Origin of the sequence: Hansschlegelia sp. KR7-227, from assembly GCF_049446035.1 — a bacterium.
Taxonomy (GTDB): Bacteria; Pseudomonadota; Alphaproteobacteria; order Rhizobiales; family Methylopilaceae; genus Methylopila.
Map to the genome: position 1 here is coordinate 492414 of NZ_JBMSEA010000001.1, position 18444 is coordinate 510857.

General features: G+C 69.6%; 14 protein-coding genes. 9 read left to right on the plus strand and 5 right to left on the minus strand.

Going from position 1 to position 18444, the window contains the following annotated elements:
- Positions 1-120 precede the first annotated feature (120 nt).
- The 7 genes from gor (at position 121) to ACO2RJ_RS02260 (ending at position 8832) form a co-directional block, all read left to right on the plus strand.
- Positions 121-1485, plus strand: coding sequence for a glutathione-disulfide reductase (gene gor / locus ACO2RJ_RS02230; RefSeq protein ID WP_423266382.1), 1365 nt, complete (start codon positions 121-123; stop codon positions 1483-1485).
- Between the two features lie 25 nt (positions 1486-1510).
- Positions 1511-2335 (plus strand): CatB-related O-acetyltransferase, encoded by an 825-nt coding sequence (locus ACO2RJ_RS02235; protein WP_423266383.1) that lies wholly within the window; start codon positions 1511-1513, stop codon positions 2333-2335.
- Positions 2335-3786, plus strand: a complete 1452-nt coding sequence (locus ACO2RJ_RS02240) for an MFS transporter (protein ID WP_423266384.1) — start codon at positions 2335-2337, stop codon at positions 3784-3786. Before ACO2RJ_RS02235 ends, ACO2RJ_RS02240 begins: the two co-directional genes overlap by 1 nt.
- A 118-nt stretch (positions 3787-3904) precedes the next feature.
- The gene (locus ACO2RJ_RS02245) at positions 3905-5290 is read left to right on the plus strand and encodes a class II 3-deoxy-7-phosphoheptulonate synthase (RefSeq protein ID WP_423266385.1); all 1386 of its coding nucleotides are present in this window, start codon (positions 3905-3907) and stop codon (positions 5288-5290) included.
- Between the two features lie 91 nt (positions 5291-5381).
- On the plus strand, positions 5382-7058 hold the full coding sequence (locus tag ACO2RJ_RS02250; protein ID WP_423266386.1) for an NAD+ synthase: 1677 nt from the start codon (positions 5382-5384) through the stop codon (positions 7056-7058).
- Complete coding sequence (locus tag ACO2RJ_RS02255; protein WP_423266387.1) at positions 7048-8403, plus strand: glutamate--tRNA ligase; 1356 nt, start codon at positions 7048-7050, stop codon at positions 8401-8403. The genes ACO2RJ_RS02250 and ACO2RJ_RS02255 overlap by 11 nt, the downstream gene beginning before the upstream one ends.
- 177 nt (positions 8404-8580) lie before the next feature.
- A complete protein-coding gene (locus tag ACO2RJ_RS02260; protein WP_423268889.1) occupies positions 8581-8832 on the plus strand; it encodes a YARHG domain-containing protein in 252 nt (83 codons plus the stop codon).
- Positions 8833-8847: 15 nt separating this feature from the next.
- Here the strand turns inward: ACO2RJ_RS02260 and ACO2RJ_RS02265 are convergent, their stop codons facing one another.
- From ACO2RJ_RS02265 to ACO2RJ_RS02280, 4 genes are all read right to left on the minus strand, one after another.
- A complete protein-coding gene (locus ACO2RJ_RS02265) occupies positions 8848-9138 on the minus strand; it encodes a MoaD/ThiS family protein (protein ID WP_423266388.1) in 291 nt (96 codons plus the stop codon).
- A 14-nt stretch (positions 9139-9152) separates the two neighbouring features.
- Positions 9153-10235 carry an exo-alpha-sialidase gene (locus ACO2RJ_RS02270; RefSeq protein WP_423266389.1) on the minus strand — a complete coding sequence of 361 codons (1083 nt, stop codon included), beginning with the start codon at positions 10233-10235 and terminating at the stop codon, positions 9153-9155.
- On the minus strand, positions 10232-10693 hold the full coding sequence (locus tag ACO2RJ_RS02275; RefSeq protein ID WP_423266390.1) for a VOC family protein: 462 nt from the start codon (positions 10691-10693) through the stop codon (positions 10232-10234). The genes ACO2RJ_RS02270 and ACO2RJ_RS02275 overlap by 4 nt, the downstream gene beginning before the upstream one ends.
- Positions 10694-10832: 139 nt before the next feature.
- Positions 10833-12083 (minus strand): TIGR03862 family flavoprotein, encoded by a 1251-nt coding sequence (locus ACO2RJ_RS02280; protein ID WP_423266391.1) that lies wholly within the window; start codon positions 12081-12083, stop codon positions 10833-10835.
- Between the two features lie 262 nt (positions 12084-12345).
- Here ACO2RJ_RS02280 and ACO2RJ_RS02285 point away from each other — a divergent pair, with 262 nt between their 5' ends.
- Positions 12346-14493, plus strand: a complete 2148-nt coding sequence (locus tag ACO2RJ_RS02285; protein ID WP_423266392.1) for a two-component system response regulator — start codon at positions 12346-12348, stop codon at positions 14491-14493.
- Positions 14490-17102, plus strand: coding sequence for an ATP-binding protein (locus ACO2RJ_RS02290; protein ID WP_423266393.1), 2613 nt, complete (start codon positions 14490-14492; stop codon positions 17100-17102). The genes ACO2RJ_RS02285 and ACO2RJ_RS02290 overlap by 4 nt, the downstream gene beginning before the upstream one ends.
- 105 nt (positions 17103-17207) lie before the next feature.
- Here ACO2RJ_RS02290 and ACO2RJ_RS02295 read toward each other — a convergent pair whose 3' ends face one another.
- Complete coding sequence (locus ACO2RJ_RS02295; protein ID WP_423266394.1) at positions 17208-18200, minus strand: crotonase/enoyl-CoA hydratase family protein; 993 nt, start codon at positions 18198-18200, stop codon at positions 17208-17210.
- Positions 18201-18444: the final 244 nt, after the last annotated feature.

An 18444-nucleotide genomic window follows, 5' to 3' on the forward strand; every position in this document is an offset into this window, starting at 1 on the left:
GCGCTCCGCCGTCGGACGCGCCTCACCCCAATGAACGTCGCCGCGGGGCGATGAGCGCACGCTCGGCCCACCCTCGGATGCGGCGCGCTTTTCCGATCTAGCGCGAGGAGCGCCCGTCCGATGGCGGACTATGACGTCGACCTTTTCGTCATCGGCGCGGGCTCGGGCGGCGTCCGCGCGGCGCGCATCGCGGCCGGCCACGGCGCGAGGGTCGCGATCGCGGAAGAGTATCGGATCGGCGGCACCTGCGTGATCCGCGGCTGCGTGCCGAAGAAGCTGCTGGTTTACGCCAGCCGCTTTCCCGACGCCTTCGAGGATTCGCGCGGCTTCGGCTGGACGATCGGCGGGACGCCGACCTTCTCCTGGCCGGAGCTGATCGCGGCGAAGGACATGGAGATCGCGCGGCTTTCGGCGATCTACGAGACGAATCTCGTCAAGGCCGGCGTGGTCGTGCACCGGCAGCGCGCCAGGCTGGACGGGCAGAACGCCGTGCGGCTGGCGGACGGCACGCGGCTGAGCGCCCGCGTGATCCTGATCGCGACCGGCGGCGGCCCGAACCCTGGCGACTTCCCCGGCGCCGAGCTGACGATCTCGTCGAACGAAGCCTTCGATCTGCCCAAGCTCCCATCAAGGATCGCGATCGTGGGCGGGGGCTATATCGCGATCGAGTTCGCCGGCATCTTCGCCGGCCTCGGCTCCGCGGTCACGCTGATCCACCGCGGCGACAAGCTGCTGCGCGGCTTCGACGACGATCTGCGCGACGAAGTGCGCATGGGGCTGGAGAAGCGCGGCGTCGCGGTGCTTCTGGAGGACGAGATCGAGCGGGTCGAAGCGGACGCCGACGGCTCCAAACTGGTCCGCACCAAGGCGGGCGCGCAGCTTGTGGTCGACGAGGTGATGCTCGCGATCGGCCGCGCGCCTCTGACCGACGACCTCGGGCTCGACGACACGATCGTGATGCGCGACCACAACGGCGCCGTCATGGTCGATACGACGTCGCGCACCAACGTCCCCTCGATCTACGCGATCGGCGACGTGACCGACAGGCTGAACCTCACTCCGGTCGCCATCCGCGAAGGTCACGCCTTCGCCGACACCGTCTTCGGATCGAAGCCGACGACCGTCGACCACGCCAACGTCCCGACGGCGGTGTTCTCGACGCCCGAGATCGGGACCGTCGGTCTGACCGAGGCCGAAGCTCGGATGACGGACCGCGCGATCGACATCTACAAGACCCGCTTCCGGCCGATGAAGGCGACGCTGTCGGGCCGCGACGACAAGGTGCTGATGAAGCTCGTCGTCGACGCCGAGACTGACCGGATGCTCGGCGTCCACATCGTCGGCGAAGACGCGGCCGAGATGGTCCAGATCGCCGCGATCGCGGTGAAGATGGGGGCGACCAAGGCCGATTTCGACGCGACCATGGCGCTTCATCCAAGCTCTGCCGAGGAGCTCGTGACGCTCCGGACGAAATGGGCGGGATGACCATCCGAGCGCGGCGGCGGACGGGATGAGCGCGTCCGAAGCAGAGCCGGGCCGGGAGTCCGGCGCGGAGGGCGTCGAATCGGGCGTGATCTATCGCGCCGCGGACAAGACGCGCGCGCTGCAGGAGCTTCGCAAGGCCGGGCTGGCGCTGGCGTCGCTCGACGCGCTCGCCATCGGAAAGTCCGTCACCTGGGAGGCGCCCACCTCCCTCGACGGCCCGACGTCGGTGAAGTGCAACCTCAGGATCGGCGCGTATTCCTATGTTCGCGGCTCGTCTTTGCGCTTTGTGGGGTCGATTGGCCGCTACTGCAGTGTGGCGCCCGGCTGCCGCATCGGCGACGGGGAGCACCCGACCGATTTCCTCAGCACGAGCCCCTTCCAGTTCCAGAAGGGCTTCCTTTCATTCTACGAGCCGGTGAAGCCGGACGACTACTATCCGCCGATCCCGCCGAAGCTGCGCGCGCGCAAGCCCGTCGTGATCGGAGACGACGTCTGGATAGGCGCGGGGGCGCAGCTGAGGCTGGGCGTAAGGATCGGAAACGGCGCGATCGTCGCCGCCGGGTCGGTCGTGACGCGGGACGTGCCGCCTTACGCGATCGTCGCCGGGGTTCCCGCCCGGCATCTGCGCTTCCGCTTTCCGCCGGACGTGATCGCCGAGCTCGCCGAACTGAACTGGCCGCGCTTCCGGCCGGCGAGCCTCGCCGGCGTGAGGTTCGACGACGTCCGCGCCGCGATCGCCGCGATACGCGGCCGCGGCGCCGGTTCGGACGCCTTCCCCCGCATGACGCTCCGCCGACTCTCGCGAACGGAATGGGGCTTTGGGGCGGTCGCAGACGTGGCTCCGTCCTGATGGATGCGCGGCCCGACGGCCCCGTCGCGCTGGATGACGCGCGCAAGCGCAAGATCATCGTCGGCGTGCTGACCGCGATGCTGCTCGCGGCGCTCGACCAGACGATCGTCGCGCCGGCGATGACGACGATCGGGCAGAGCCTGGGTCACCTCCAGCATCTGCCGTGGGTGATTTCGGCCTATCTCGTGACCGCGACGGCCGTCACCCCGCTCTATGGCAAGGTCGCCGACATCTATGGCCGCCGGCCGGTCATTTTCTTCGGCGTGATGTTGTTCATGGCGGCCTCGGTGGTCTGCGCGCTCGCGCCGAACCTCTGGGTGCTGATCGCCGGCCGCGCGCTGCAGGGGCTCGGCGGCGGCGGACTGATCGCGCTCGCCCAGACGGTGCTCGGCGATCTCGTGCCGCCGAAGCAGCGCGCCCGCTACGCAGCCCAGATCTCCGCGGTGTGGGCCACCGCGAGCGTCGGCGGCCCGCTGGTCGGGGGCGTGTTCGCCCAGCATCTGCACTGGTCGCTGATCTTCTGGATCAACCTGCCGATCGGCGTGATCGCGCTCGCGATGATGTACGGACCGCTGAAGGATCTGCCCTTCGTACCGCGTCCTCATCGTCTCGACGTTCCCGGCGCGGTCCTGGTCGTCGCGGCGACGTCGCTCGCCATGCTCGCGCTCTCGATCGGACGCATGACCGGCGACTGGGGCTCCGCCACGGTGCTCGGGCTCGCCGCCGCGGCCGTGGTCGCGACCGCGCTGTTCGGCTGGCGCCTCGCGACCTTCGCCGAGCCGCTGATCCCGCTCGGCGTGCTGCGGGATCGCGTCGTCGCGCGCGGGACCTGCGCGATCGCCCTAGGCATGGCGGGCTTCGTCGGGCTGACGACGATCGTGCCGATCTACTTCGAGACCATGAACGGCGTCGGGCCCGACGTCGCCGCGATCGGGCTGATCGCCATGGCCGCGGGAACCGTGATCGGAGCCGCCGTCACGGGCCGCGTGATCCCGAAGCTGACGCGGTACCGGCGACCGGCTTTGTTCGGCCATGTGCTGGCGATCGGATCGCTGGTCGCGCTCGCAGCGACCGTCGAGACGCGATCCTTCCTTCTGGCGGAGACGCTGCTGTTCCTCTACGGGCTCGGCCTCGGGCCGATCTTCCCGACCGGCACGGTCGCCGTGCAGAACGCCGTCGCGCGGCACGATCTCGGCGCGGCGACCGGACTGCTCGCCTTCATGCGATCGCTCGGCGCGGCCGCCGGCGTCGCCATCCTGGGCGCGATCGTGCTGGGGGCGGGGATGGGCGCGGAAGGCGGCGCGGGCGTCGGTTTCGCCATCGAGCCGATCTGGTTCCGCTGGGCCTTCGCGGCCGCGGCGCTCGCGACGCTCGGCGCGCTCGCCTGCCTCGCGGCGATGCCGGAACGGCCCTTGCGGGACAGCCACGAGCCGCCGGCTCCGCCAGGCTGAGGTGGCGGCGTTTCCCGAGCGGTGCTAGAAGCCGCGCGCACGAGCGGCCATATGACATGGTCGGGCGACGCTTCGTCGTTTCCGAAAGGGTCGCTCGAGAGACGTCATGGAGCTGGAAATGTCGGAGCGTTGGAGCCCTTCAAGCTGGCGGAATCTGCCGATCGAGCAGTCGCCGGTCTATCCCGATCTCGCGGCGCTCGGCGCTGCGGAGGCCCAGCTCGCGACCTTTCCCCCGCTCGTGTTCGCCGGCGAGGCGCGCAAGCTGAAGCGCCAGCTCGCGAGGGTCGCGGAGGGCGAGGCCTTCCTGCTGCAGGGCGGCGACTGCGCCGAGAGCTTCGCCGAGCACTCCGCCGACAACATCCGCGACTTCTTCCGCGTGCTGCTGCAGATGGCGGTGGTGCTGACCTACGCCGCGGCGTCGCCGGTGGTGAAAGTCGGCCGCGTCGCCGGCCAGTTCGCCAAGCCCCGCAGCGCGCCGACCGAGGTCGTCGACGGCGTGGAGCTTCCGATCTATCGCGGCGACATCGTCAACGGCACCGAGGCGACGCCCGAGGCGCGGATCCCCGATCCGCGCCGGCAGATCGAGGCCTACCGCCAGTCCGCGGCGACGCTCAATCTGCTGCGCGCCTTCGCGAATGGCGGCTACGCCAATCTCGACTTCGTGCATCAGTGGATGCTGGGTTTCGTGAAGGAGAGCCCGCAGTCCGGCCGCTACCAGGAGGTCGCGGACCGGATCGCGGAAGCGCTCGACTTCATGCGCGCCTGCGGCATCGACCCGGAGTCCCATCCGGAGCTCAGGACGACCGACTTCTTCACCAGTCACGAGGCGCTGCTGCTCGGCTATGAGCAGGCGCTGACGCGCGTCGATTCCACCACCGGCGACTGGTACGCGACCTCCGGCCATATGCTGTGGATCGGCGACCGCACCCGCCAGCTCGACCATGCCCATATCGAGTTCGCCCGCGGCGTGAAGAACCCGATCGGCCTGAAATGCGGACCGTCGCTCAAGCCCGACGCGCTGATGCAGCTGATCGACAAGCTCGACCCCGATAATGAGCCGGGCCGGCTGACGCTGATCGCGCGCTTCGGCGCCGACAAGGTGTTCGACCATCTGCCCGGCCTAATGCGCGCGGCGAAGACGGCCGGCCGCAAGGTCGTGTGGTCCTGCGACCCGATGCACGGCAACACCATCAAGTCGCCCTCGGGCTACAAGACGCGGCCGTTCGAGCGCATCCTCCAGGAGGTCGAGGCGTTCTTCGAGGTCTGCCGCGTCGAGGGCGTCCACGCCGGCGGCATCCATATCGAGATGACCGGGCGCAACGTCACCGAATGCACCGGCGGCGCGCGGGCGATCTCCGACGCCGATCTCCACGACCGCTACCACACCCATTGCGACCCGCGGCTCAACGCCGAACAGGCGATCGAGCTCGCCTTCCTGGTCGCCGAGGAGCTCAAGAAGGAGCGGGTGGCCCGCGGCCGCAAGCACGTGGTGGCGGCGGAGTAACGCCGCGGCTGCGCATGTTGGGGGCGACCGCGTCGAACAGGGCGCGGCCGCTCCGATTGCCGCGGCGGCCGGCGCGCGCTAGACGAGCGCCATGCCCGCATCCTCCGCGCCCGACACGCTCCGCATCGCGCTCGCGCAGGCGAACCCGACGGTCGGCGACATCCGCGGCAATCTCGAGATCGCGCGCGAGATGCGGGCGGAGGCGGCCTTCCAGGGCGCCGACCTCGTGCTGTTCTCCGAGCTGTTCCTCGCGGGCTATCCGCCGGAGGACCTCGTGCTCAAGCCGGCGTTCCAGGACGCCTGCCGCGCCGCCTGCGAGGAGTTCGCCGCGGAGACCGGGGACGGCGGCCCGGACGTCCTGATCGGTCTGCCATGGCGCGACGGGGCCGACCTCACCAACGCGGTCGCCCATCTCGCCGGCGGCAAGGTCCAGACCGTCCGGCACAAGGTGGAGCTGCCGAACTACGGCGTGTTCGACGAGAAGCGCCTGTTCACGCCGGGACCGCTGCCGGGGCCGATCCCGGTTCGCGGCGTTCGCCTCGGCGCGCCGATCTGCGAAGACCTCTGGACCGAGGAGGTCGTCGACTGCCTCGTCGAGACCGGCGCGGAGATCCTGCTCTCGCCGAACGGCTCGCCCTACTGGCGCGGCAAGGCCCATCTCCGGCAGAACGTCGCGGCGGCGCGGGTCGTCGAGAGCGGGCTGCCGCTGATCTATCTCAACCAGGTCGGCGGCCAGGACGAACTCGTGTTCGACGGCGCCTCCTTCGGGCTGCAGGCCGACGGGTCTCTCGCCTTCCAGATGGCGGCGTTCGACGAGCAGCTGGTCACAGTCGCCTGGACGCGGCGCGACGGCGTCTGGCGCTGTCTCGACGGGCCCATGGACGTTGTGGAGGAGGACGACGCGGCCGACTACCGCGCCTGCGTGCTCGGGCTTCGCGACTATGTGGGGAAGAACGGTTTCCCCGGCGTGGTGCTCGGTCTGTCCGGCGGCGTCGACTCCGCGCTGTGCGCGGCGATCGCCGTCGACGCGCTGGGCGCGGACAAGGTCCACTGCGTGATGCTGCCCTACCGCTACACGTCGAGCGAGAGCCTTGCGGACGCCGCGGCCTGCGCGAAGGCGCTCGGCGTGCGCTACGACACGCTGCCGATCGAGCCGGCGGTGCTCGGCCTCGAAAGCGCGCTCGCCGGCCTGTTTCAAGGCGCCGCGCGCGACGTGACGGAGGAGAACCTGCAGAGCCGCGCGCGCGGCGCGCTGCTGATGTCGATCTCCAACAAGTTCGGGCCGATGGTGGTCACGACCGGCAACAAGTCCGAGATGTCGGTCGGCTACGCCACGCTCTATGGCGACATGAACGGCGGCTTCAATCCGATCAAGGATCTCTACAAGAGCCAGGTGTTCCGCCTCTGCAGACTGCGCAACGCGTGGAGGCCGACCGACGCTCTGGGTCCGGACGGCGAGGTCGTCCCCGTCAACGTGATCGACAAGGCGCCCACGGCGGAGCTTCGGGAGAACCAGACGGACGCCGACAGCCTGCCGCCCTATGACGAGCTCGACGCGATCCTGATCGGGCTCGTGGACGACGAGAAGCGCGTCGCGGACCTGATCGCCGCGGGCCATGACGAAGAGACCGTGCGGAGGGTCGAGCGGCTGCTCTATCTCGCGGAGTACAAGCGCCGGCAGGCGGCGCCCGGCGTGAAGGTCACCGCGCGGAACTTCGGCCGCGACCGCCGCTACCCCATCGTCAACCGGTTCCGCGATGTCGGATAGACCTCTCTATCGGTTCGCGCCGTCGCCGACCGGCTATCTCCATCTCGGCAACGCGCGCACGCTGCTGCTGAACGCGCTGCTCGCGCGAAGGCGCGGCGGGCGCCTGCTGCTTCGGCTCGACGACACCGACGCCGCCCGCGTGAAGCCGGAATATGTCGCGGCGATCCGCGAGGATCTGGCCTGGCTTGGGCTCGCCCCCGACCTCGAGGCCCGCCAGTCCGAACGGGCCGACAGCTATGGCGCCGCATTTGAGCGGCTGAAGGCGGCGGGGCGGCTCTATCCAGCCTATGAGACGGCGGAGGAGCTCGACCGCGCCCGCCGGCTCGCGCGCGCCTCCCATCTGCCGCCGGTCTACGACCGACGGGCGTTGAAGCTCACCGCGGAGCAGCGCGCCGCTCTGGAGGCCGAGGGGCGGCGGCCGCACTGGCGCTTCCGTCTGTCGGGCGGACGCGCGGCTTGGGAAGACGGCTGCCGCGGACGCCAAGAGATCGACCTCGACAGCCTGTCCGATCCGGTGATCGCGCGCGACGACGGCGGCTTTCTCTACGTGTTCACGAGCGTGGTCGACGACGCCGAGTTCGGCGTGACCGAGGTGGTGCGCGGCGAGGACCACGTCGCGAACACCGCCGTGCAGCTCGACCTGTTCGCAGCCCTCGGCGCCGAGCCTCCGGCCTTCGCGCACCACAATCTGCTGACGACCGCCGAGGGCGCAGGACTTTCGAAGCGCGCCGGCAGTCTGTCGCTGCGGTCGTTCAGGGCCGAAGGGATCGAGCCGCTTGCGGTCGCGGCCTACGCCGTCCTCATCGGCTCCGCGGAAGCCGTGCGGCCGGTCGCGGGGCTCGACGAGCTCGCCCAGCTGGTCGATCTCGCGAAGCTGTCGCGCGCGCCGGCGCGAGTCGATTTCGAGGAGCTCGCGGCGCTGTCGGCGAAGACCGTGCATGGCCTCGCCTTCGCCGACGTCGCTCCCCGCCTCGCCGCGCTCGGCGTCGGGGGAGGGGCGGTATTCTGGGAGACGGTCCGCGGCAACCTCAGGACGCTCGCGGAGGCGACGGACTGGTGGCGGATCGCGACCGGACCGCTGCCGGAGAGCGCGGAAAGGCCACGCGCCGAAGATTCCGACCTGATCGCCGAGGCGGCCCGCCGTCTTCCGGCCGAGCCGTGGGACGACGCGACCTGGAAGGCCTGGACGACCGATGTCGGCGCCGCGACGGGCCGCAAGGGCCGAGCGCTGTACGCGCCAATGAGATTGGCGCTGACGGGCTGGCCGCATGGCCCCGAACTCGCGCGGCTGTTGCCCTTCATCGGGCGCGAGCGGGCGCTGGAGCGGCTGTCCGCCTCCTCTTGAACACAACCCCGCGCCAGCCGCGCGCGGCGTGCCTCCCGTCGCCGCCGCCGTCCTTCGGGACGTTCGCCCACGATGATTCCATCGGGGTACGGACAAATACGGATTGATTTTCTTGAGGGAATATACGTGCTGACCATAGTTTTATTTCGTAGGAGCGTGGTCGTGAAAAGAATTTCGATGGGGTGCGTCGCTTTGGTGATGTCGACCGCCCCTGCGTTCGCCGACTTCCCGTGCGACGAGCTTTGGGCCGAACGCAACGCGGTGTATGCGGACGCCGGCTATTGCTTCAAGACGACCAAGGCGATCAAGGCTTTCGGCAATGCCGGCTGCAAGTATGACGAGATGGCCGACGTGCCGCTCTCGCCGCGCGATCGCAAGAAGGTCGCCGAAATCCAGGCGCAGGAGCGCGCGAACCGGTGCCCCCGCTGACGCGCGGCGCCGCGCTCAGCCGCCGCTGATCGCGGTCAGGACGAAGACGTCGGCGCCCGCCTTCAGCGGCGTGTCCAGACTGGCCCTCCGCCCCTCCACGAAGACGTTGATGTGGCGGCGGATGGCGGGACGGGTGTCGCAGATGCGGTCGCGCATGCCGGGCCAGCGCGCGTCGAGCTCGTCGACCATCTCGGCGACGGACCGCGCCGCGAGCCGGACGCGGCGGTCGGCGCCCGGGAACATGCCGACGAGCAGGGCCGGCAGCCGCACCAGAACCTCGCCGCCCTCGTGAGATCCGTCCGTCATGGCGGCCGCTCCGGCTATCGCTCCAGCACCAGGGTCTCGACCGACGAGATCGAGGGTAGGTGGCGCGCGACGCAGTCCCAGGTCTCGCCTTCGTCGGCGCTGGCGTAGAGTTCGCCTGAGCCGGTGCCGAAATAGACGCCGGCGGGGTCGAGCCGGTCCGTCGTCATCGCCTGCCGCAGAACGTTGAGGAAGGCGTTTTCCTGCGGCAGGCCCGTTCGTTCGCACGACCAGCGGGAGCCGGAATCCCTCGTCCGCCAGATCGCGGCCTTGGCGTCGGGCATGTAGCGGCCTGCCGTGTCGCCGTTGAGCGGGGCGAGAAACAGCGTCTCCGGGTCGCGCGGATGAGCCGCCGCCGGAAAGCCGAAGCTCGAGGGCAATCCGGCTTCGATGCTCGTCCACGAGCGCCCGCCGTCGTCCGATCGGTACATGCCGCAATGGTTCTGCTGATAGAGCCGGTCCGGCTGGCCCGGCGCCATGACGAGGCAGTGCACGCACTGGCCGAACTCGGGATAGTTCTGGCCCTCGGGAAGAAAGTCGGCGCGCGTCCCGCGGTTGCGCGGCTCCCAGGTCGCGCCGCCGTCGGCGGTGTGGAACACGCCGGCGGCCGACACGCCGACCCAGATCTGCCGTGGATCGTCCGGATGCGGCACGAGGGAGTGCAGGATCAGGCCGGCGCCGCCAGGCGTCCATTCGGACCGCGTCGGGGTTTTCTGCAAGCCGTCGACATGGCTCCAGCTGAGGCCGACATCCTCGCTGTAGAACAGGCCGGCCGGCTCGACGCCGGCATAGAGCCGGCCGTGCCCGAGCGCGAGGCTCCAGGCCGCCTTCACCGGCTCCGCGCCCTCGTCATAGGCGAGGCCGCGGCTCGAATGGGTCCAGCTCGCGCCCAGATCGAGCGAGGTCCAGACGGCAGGGCCGAACCACTCATTGCCGCCGGCCGCATGGATGGCGCCGGTCGCCGGATCGCCGACGACATGGTTGATCGGCCACGTGTCGCAATAGGGTCCGCGGAGCGACCAGGTCGTTCGCGCGCCGTCGCTCTCGGCGACGAACACGCCCTTCTTCGTGCCGAGCAGGACGAGGGTGTGGACGGTCACGACCCGGTCCCCCCGGGCACGCCGATCATCCAGCTCACGCCGAACCTGTCGGCCGTCATGCCGAAGATCGGGGAGAAAAAGGTCGGGCCGAGCGGCATCTGGACCTGCCCGCCCTCGGACAGCGCGGCGAAGACGGTCTCCGCCGCAGAGGAATCGGGAAGGCTGAGCGAGATCGACACGCCGTTGAAGGTCGGAGACCCGCCGCACATGCCGTCGGACATCATGATCTCCGAACCGCGGATCATCAGCGAGGCGTGCATGATCTTGTCGGCGGAGCCGGGCGGCGGCATGCAGGCGTCGGATGGCTCCGGCTGGTCCGGATTGTCGCGAAAGCGCAGCAGCATCAGCACCTCCGCCCCAAGCGCCTGCTTGTAGAACTCGATCGCCTCTTCGCATCGTCCGTCGAAGAACAGATAGGGCTTGATCGCGGAAGCGACCGGCTGAGCGGCGGTCGTCATGTGAGCCTCCTTTGGATGCGTGACGCGACCTCAGGACGAACGGGGCGCCGCGGAGCCGACAGCCCTCCGGGAAATAATGTGGGGCCGCGAGGCCCGCCCGCTCGGGAGGCCTCAACTTGGCCCAGCGCCCCTCGTCGCGCTAGACGCGCTCGGAGCTGGATGGACGTCCGCGCGTCCGCCAGGCCCACGCCGCCGCCCCGTCCGCGGCGGCGACGGCGGTCGAGAACGTCGCTTGCAGGAGATAGCCGCCCGTCGGCGCCTCCCAGTCCAGCATCTCGCCCGCCACGAACACGCCGGGGCGCTCCTTGAGCATGAAGGCGTCGTCGAGGGCCGAGAACCGGACCCCGCCGGCCGTGGAGATCGCGCGTTCGAGGCCGGTCGGCGCGATCAGCCGCAGCGGCGCGGCCTTGATCGCCCGCGCGAGCGAAACCGGGTCGGACGGCGGCGCGCCCGCCTCCCGGAGCAGCGCGACGGCGACGGGCGCCAGTCCGGCCGCCTTGCGCAGATGCGTCGAGAGCGAGCGTCCGCCGCGCGGAGCGGCCAGCTTCGCGGCCAGCGCCTCGACGGAGAGGTCGGGTCGCAGATCGAGCGTGGGACGGGCCTCTCCGTCGCGGGCGATCGCGTCGCGCAGCCGGGCCGACAGCGCGTAGACCAGCCCCCCTTCGATCCCGTCGGACGTCACGATCGCCTCGCCGCGCCGGGTGACGCCCTCGAAGGTCATCGCGGCCCGCTTGATCGGCGCGCCTGCGAACCGCTCGCGGACCTGCGCCGACCAGGGAACCACGAAGCCGCAATTGGCGGGCTTGAGCGGCGCGATCTCGACGCCTGCCGCCTCGAGCGGCGCGACCCAGCCGCCGTCGGCCCCGAGCCGCGGCCAGCTCGCGCCGCCGAGCGCCAGCACGGCGGCGTCCGGCCGCACGACATAAGCGCCCTCGGGCGTCTCGAAGGTCAGGCCGCCGTCCCCGTCAAAACCCGTCCAGCGCCGGCGGAGCTCAATGCGGACGCCGGCCGCCGACAGCCGCCTCAGCCAGGCGCGCAGAAGTGGGGAGGCTTTCAGGCTCTTTGGGAAGACGCGCCCGCTCGTACCGACGAAGGTCTCGACGCCCAGCCCCTCGCACCACGCCGTCAACGCCTCCGGCGGGAAGGCGCGCACCGCGCGTTCGAGCGCCGGCGTGGTTTCGCCATAGCGGGCGAGCAGACGGTCGATCGGTTCGGAGTGGGTCAGATTCAATCCGCCGCGCCCCGCAAGCAGGAACTTGCGGGCAGGGGAGGGCATCCGATCGTAGACGGTCACGGCGCAGCCCGCGGCCGCCAGACGCTCGGCCGCCATCAGGCCGGCCGGACCTGCCCCGACCACCGCCGCCTGAGGAGCCGGCCCGTCGCTCGTCACGCTGCGCTCCTGGCCATGACGTCGGGTCGAAGTCGATGCCTCGTCACGAGCGGCGAGCCTTCTGACGTCCGCCGGATCAGGGGGCGGACAATGGTGCGAGATCGATTCGCTTTTCTTTAAGGCGAACTTGCTAAATCAGACGGGCTCGAACCGCACTAGTTGGGCGCGGCTTCGTCCAGCCGAGACTTCGGATACGGGCCACATCGATACCTGCCGGACCCGGCGGATGTCCGCGGTGGCGCAAGAGGCTTCGGCTAAGGCTATGGCGCTGATCTGCATCTTGGACGACCGGGTCACCAACCGGAACATCTTCGCCAAGCTCGCCGCCTCGATCGAGCCGGGCGTCACCGTGAAGACGTACGGGAACCCTCTCGAGGCTCTCGCCGCGATGGCGGAGGAGACGCCCGACCTCGTCGTCACCGACTTCAAGATGCCCGAGCTCGACGGCGCGGAGTTCACGCGGCGGTTTCGACAGCTGAAGGGCTGCGAGGACGTGCCGGTCGTCGTGCTGACCGTCTACGAGGAGCGCTCGTTCCGGCTGAGCGCGCTGGAGGCGGGCGCGACCGATTTCCTCCAGAGCCCCGTCGACCACCACGAATTTCTGACCCGGGCGCGCAATCTGCTGAAGATGCGACGGCAGCAGATGCTCATCGCGGGCCGCGCCCTCAGCCTCGAGGATGAGCTTCGAACCAGCGAACGGTCGCGCGAACAGGCGATGCGCGATTCCTCGGAGCGCCTCGCCCAGGTGATCGACACGCTGCCCGCGATGATCAGCGCGTCCGACCGTTCCGGACGCTGCATCTTCGTGAACGCCTATCAGGCCTCGATGAAGGGCGTCGAGCCGGCGTCGCTGCTCGGCCGCACCGCGAACGAGATCTTCGGCCCCGAACATGGCGGCCGCAGCGCGGCGCTCGACCGGCTGATCATGGAGAGCGGCGTTCCCCTCCCCAGCTTCGAGGAGGAGATCGTCGACCATGCGGGCGAGCGCCGCTATTTTCTGACGACCAAGGCGCCGCTCCGCGGCGTTGAGGGGCCTGTCGTCGCGGTGCTGACCACCTCGCTCGACATCACCGACCGCAAGAACGCCGAGGGCCATCTCCGCCACCTCGCGCATCACGACATCCTCACCGATCTGCCGAACCGGGCGCTGCTGCATGAGCGCGTGCGGCACGAGATCGCGCACGCCCGACGGGCCGAGCGGAAGTTCGCCCTCCATCTGTTCGACCTCGACCGCTTCAAGGGCATCAACGACGTCCTGGGCCACCATGTCGGCGACAGGCTGCTGCGCGCCGTCTCGGACCGGTTGCGCGCGACCGTGCGGGAGACCGACACGGTGGCCCGACTGGGCGGCGACGAATTCGCGATCCTGCAAGCGAATGTCGGCTCGGCCGAAGACACGATGGAGCTTGCGAAGCGCGTCCGCGAGACCCTCGCGGAGCCCTTCCGCTTCGACGGCGAGGACATCGCGACGTCCGCGTCGATCGGCATCGCGATGTTTCCGGACGACGGCTTCGACTTCGACGAGCTCTTGAAGAACGCCGACCTCGCGATGTACCGCGCGAAGGCCGACGGACGCGACGGCGCGCGATCCTTCGCCGCCGACATGGACGTCAGCGTCCGGGCGCTCACCGTCCTCGAAAGCGATCTGCGCCGGGCGCTCGCGCGCTCCGAATTCATCCTGCATTACCAGCCGCAGGTCTCCCTGGCCAACGGCCGCATCGTCGGGGCGGAGGCGTTGATCCGCTGGCGGCGCGAGAACGGCGATCTGATCGCCCCCGGTGAGTTCCTCCCGCGCGCGGAGGAGAGCGGCCTGATCGTTCCCATAAACGAATGGGTGCTTCGAGAGGCCTGCGCCCAGGCGGCGAGCTGGCCGCGGGCCGGCCTGCCGCCGCTGCGGATCGCGGTCAATCTGTCCGGCGTCCAGTTCCGCAAGGTCGACATCCAGCAAGTCGTGCTCGACGCGCTGGAGGAGTCCGGGCTCGACCCCAACCGCCTCGAGCTGGAGCTCACCGAGACGATCCTTCTGCAGGACACCGGGAGCGTCGTGGCCCAGCTGCGCGCCCTTCAGGAGCGCGGCGTGACGTTCTCGATCGACGATTTCGGCACCGGCTATTCGTCGTTGGCCTACGTCAAGAACTTCCCCGTCGACCGCCTCAAGATCGACCGCAGCTTCATCGACAACCTGAAGAACGACGTGAACGACGCCGCGATCGTGCGCGCCATCGTCAATCTCGGACACAGCCTCGATCTCGACGTGATCGCCGAAGGCGTCGAGACCGCGGCCCAGGTCGCCCATCTCAGAGGCGAAGGCTGCGACGAAGTGCAGGGCTTCTATTTCGGCCGACCGATGTCCTCGACCGACTTCGTCGATCTCGTGCGGCGCGAGACGCTGCTGGTGCGGACGGCATGAGCGACAAGCTCGGCGACTGGACGGGGGAGCAGCCTGTGCCGCGTCAAAGCGGCTGGAGGCTCGTGCTGAAAGGCATGCTCTCCGCGATCCCGCGCAGCGCCAATGGCGAGCATGAGATCGTTCTGAACCGCGTGTGGGCGAGCCTGCTCATCCTCGCCTACACGTCGATGAACCCGTCCGCGAGCGAGCCCGCCCACATCCTCGCCATCGTTTACGCGAGCTGCGCCGGCCTGTTCTTCGCCCATCTCTGGCTGCGGCCGGGGCGCCAGCGGGCGCGGCGGCTCGCCGGCATGCTCGTCGACTGCTGGCTGCTCTCCTACGGCCTCCATCTCGGCGGCGACGTGACCGCCGTCCTGTTCCCGTTCTATCTCTGGATCATCTTCGGCAACGGCTTCCGCTTCGGCGTCCAGGCGCTGGGCGCGACGGCGGTCGCCGCGATCGCCGGCTTTTCCGCGGTGATCGCGACGACGGCGTTCTGGTCTCAGAATCTGCCGCTCTCGATCGGCCTCCTGTCCAGCCTCGTCGTGTTGCCGGCCTATGCCGGAACGCTGATCAGCAAGCTGTCACGGGCGAAAAGCGCCGCGGAACAGGCGAGCCGGGCGAAGAGCCTGTTCCTCGCGAGCGTCAGCCATGAGCTCCGGACGCCGCTCAACGCCGTCATCGGCATGACGGAGCTCCTGGAAGGGACCCGGCTCGACGACGAGCAGCGCGACATGGCGCGAACCGCGGGCGACGCCGGGCGCGCGCTGCTCGGGCTGATCGACGAGCTGCTGAAGTTCAGCCGACTGGAAGCGGGCCGCATGCCGGTGCAGATCGGCGACTTCGATCTGCACGCTCTGGTGGTCGAAGCGCGCGACATGCTGGTGAACCAGGCCCGCGCCAAGAATCTGAGGCTCGGCGTCCATGTCACGCCGCGGACGCCCTACGCCTTGCGGGGCGACGCGCGCCAGATCCGCGACGTGCTGATCAACCTCGCCGGCAACGCCGTCAAATTCACCGAGACCGGCGGTATCTCGATCGCCGTCGACGCGCTCGGATCATCCGCCGACGGGCGGCAGCGGCTGCGGTTCGAGGTGGCCGACACCGGAGTCGGCGTGGCGCCCGCGGCGCGGTCACGCATCTTCGAAAGCTTCACCCAAGCCGACGAGACGGTGATCAACAGCCATGGCGGCACCGGCCTCGGGCTGGCGATCTGCAAGCAGTCCGTCGAGCTGATGGGCGGCCGGATCGGCGTGGAGAGCACGCCCGGATTCGGCAGCACCTTCTGGTTTGAGCTCGAGCTTCCGGCCGCATCGACCGAGGACCTCTCCAGAGGCCCCGCGCCGGCGCGGGTGCTCGCTCTCGCCGCCTCCACCGAGCGCGCCGAGGCGCTCGTCGCTACGCTCGGCGAGGCCGGGGTGACGGCCGCCGCCGCGGTCGGCGTGCGCCAGGCGGTCGGCGTTCTGAAGGCCGGCGCTCCCGGACCCCGGTCCCGGTTCGTGGTGGTCGCCGACGGCCGCGGCGCGGTCCCCGACGGCGAGGCGTTGATCGCGGCGCTTCGAGCGGCGACCGAGAGGGACGCCTTCGAAGCCGCGCTGATCGACACGCATATGGACGACGGCCTCCCCGATCTCGACCTGAGGCTCGCCTGCACGGCGACGCTCCGGCCGGATCCCGACCGGGAGGCGCTGCAGCGGGCGCTTCGCTTCGCGGCTGTCTCCGCCGCCGCGATCGGCGCGCGCCAGGCGCCTTCCACGGCCCCGGTGACGGCCGCGCGCCGCCTCTCCATCCTCGTGGCGGAGGACAACCGGACCAATCAGAAGGTGATCTCGAAAGTGCTCGAGCGTGCCGGGCACGAGGTCCGCCTCGCGGACAATGGCGAGCTTGCGCTCGACGCGCTGACCGAACGCGCCTTCGACCTCGTCCTCATGGACGTCAACATGCCGGTGCTCGACGGCATCGAATGCACGAAGCTCTATCGCTTCGCCTCGATCGGCAAGAAGCGCGTTCCGATCGTGGCGCTCACCGCGGACGCGACGCCCGAGGCGCGCGCCCGGTGCGAAGAGGCGGGGATGGACGCCTGCCTGCACAAGCCGATCGAGCCGGATCGTCTGATCGCCATCATCGACGAGATCGTCGGCCTCGGAAACCTTCCCTCCGAGGCCCCCGCCCAGCCCGGAGACACGGACGCCGAGATCGCCGCGGAGGTCGTCGATGACGATATCGTCGCCAACATCTCGAAGCACCCGGGCTTCCGTCCGGCGCGCCGGGCCGTCGTCGATCGCAGGACGCTTCAGGAGCTGGAGGAGCTCGGAGGGCGGGACTTCGTCAACGACCTCGTCGCCGAGTTCATCGGAGACGCCGCGCTGGTGCTGCGGGCGCTGCACGAGGCCGTGGACCGCGGCGAGCCCGCCGTGTTCCGCGACCAGGCCCATGCTCTCCGGAGCGGGGCGGCGAACATCGGCGCGCGCGGCATGTACGAGATCTGTCTGTCGCTCAGAAACCTCGACGCCCACGCGCTCGCCCAGGAAGGCGCCGAGCATGTCCGGCGGCTCGAAACCGAGTTCGAACGGGTGAGCAAGACGCTCAAGCGGCAATACGCCGTCCGCGGCGCCGCGGCGCGAGACTGAGCGCTCCGGACCTTCGCGACGGCGGCGCGCAGGACGCCGGCAGACATCCCGCGCGCCGCCCAAGCCGCTCCGACGAAACGCCGGAGCCGAACGGGCAGGGCCGCCTCAGGCGAACCCGGCCGCCACCCTCTTGTCTTGGGCGGAGGCCAGCCGCTCCATTTTTCGAAGATCGGAGGCGCTGAGGCAGAGCGCGGCCTCGATCCAGATGTCGGTGACGTCGCGCAGCTCGTCGTAATCGAGCTTGTTCACGCGTCTCGCCGCGGCCTCGATCGCGAGAAGGCCGTTGCGGCGGCGCAGATTGCGCTGGATCAGACGATGCGTCTCCGCGACGCCGTCTCCGGGCTCCGCCAAGACGTGGACGAGGCCCATCTCGTAGAACTCCTCGGCCGTGTAGAGCTTGCCGCTCATGATCAGCCGCTCCGCCCCCGCCGCGCCGAGCTTGCGGGCGAGAAGGCTGTAGGCGCCCATGCCGGGGAACAGGTTGAACAGGATTTCCGGCATGCCGAACTTCACGCCGCGTTCGGCGACCACCATGTGAGACGACAGCGCCGATTCCAGCCCGCCTCCCAGCGCGTCGCCCTGCACGAGCGAGATCGTTATCGTCTGTCCGCCGAAGCCGCCGGAATTGTCGTGGCTTACGTCGATGCAGGCGCGGGCGTAGGCGGTGAGGTTCTTTCGGTCGCCGGTGCGGATCCAGCGCGTGAAGCTGGCGAGGTCTCCGCCGAGATTGAAGATGCCCGGGATCCGGGACGCCAGCACGGAGTGCTTGATCGGGCTCGCGCCGAAGGACGGCGCCCGCAAGCCGACGTCGCGCATGTCCCGGCAATGCGTTCGGAGATCCTCCAGCATGCCGACCGTGAAGCTCGGCGCGCCATGCGGATTCATCCAGCACCAGGCGGTGCCGTCGGAGGCGTCGAACTCGACGTCGATCTCGTCGTAGACGCCGGGAACGTAGCCGCCGCGCGTCGCCGGCGCGGGCTGCGCTTCCGCGCCTTTCAGCGACGTCGTCGCGGTCGCGACAGCGTCTCTCAGGCGCCTGCGCGCCCGCTCAAGTCCAGAGAAGGGTTCATAGTCGGTCAAACTGAGAGGGGTCGCCATGCCAACTCCAGAAACGCGGCTCTTCCGTTCAGTCCCGCTGTCCGCGTGCTCCAAAGATTAAGCTTTTGTTTACCGATGTGAAGCCTAAGGACTCTTGGCTTCAGACGGCAAACGGCGATTAACTATCCGCTGAGATTCACTTTCAAGTATTTGTCGACGTATTGATTTGTCTCATTTTGAGAACTGGCCTGCCGCGACGCGAGGGCGCTAGTAGCGAATCGCTCTGTTGCTGAAAATGGCGAGA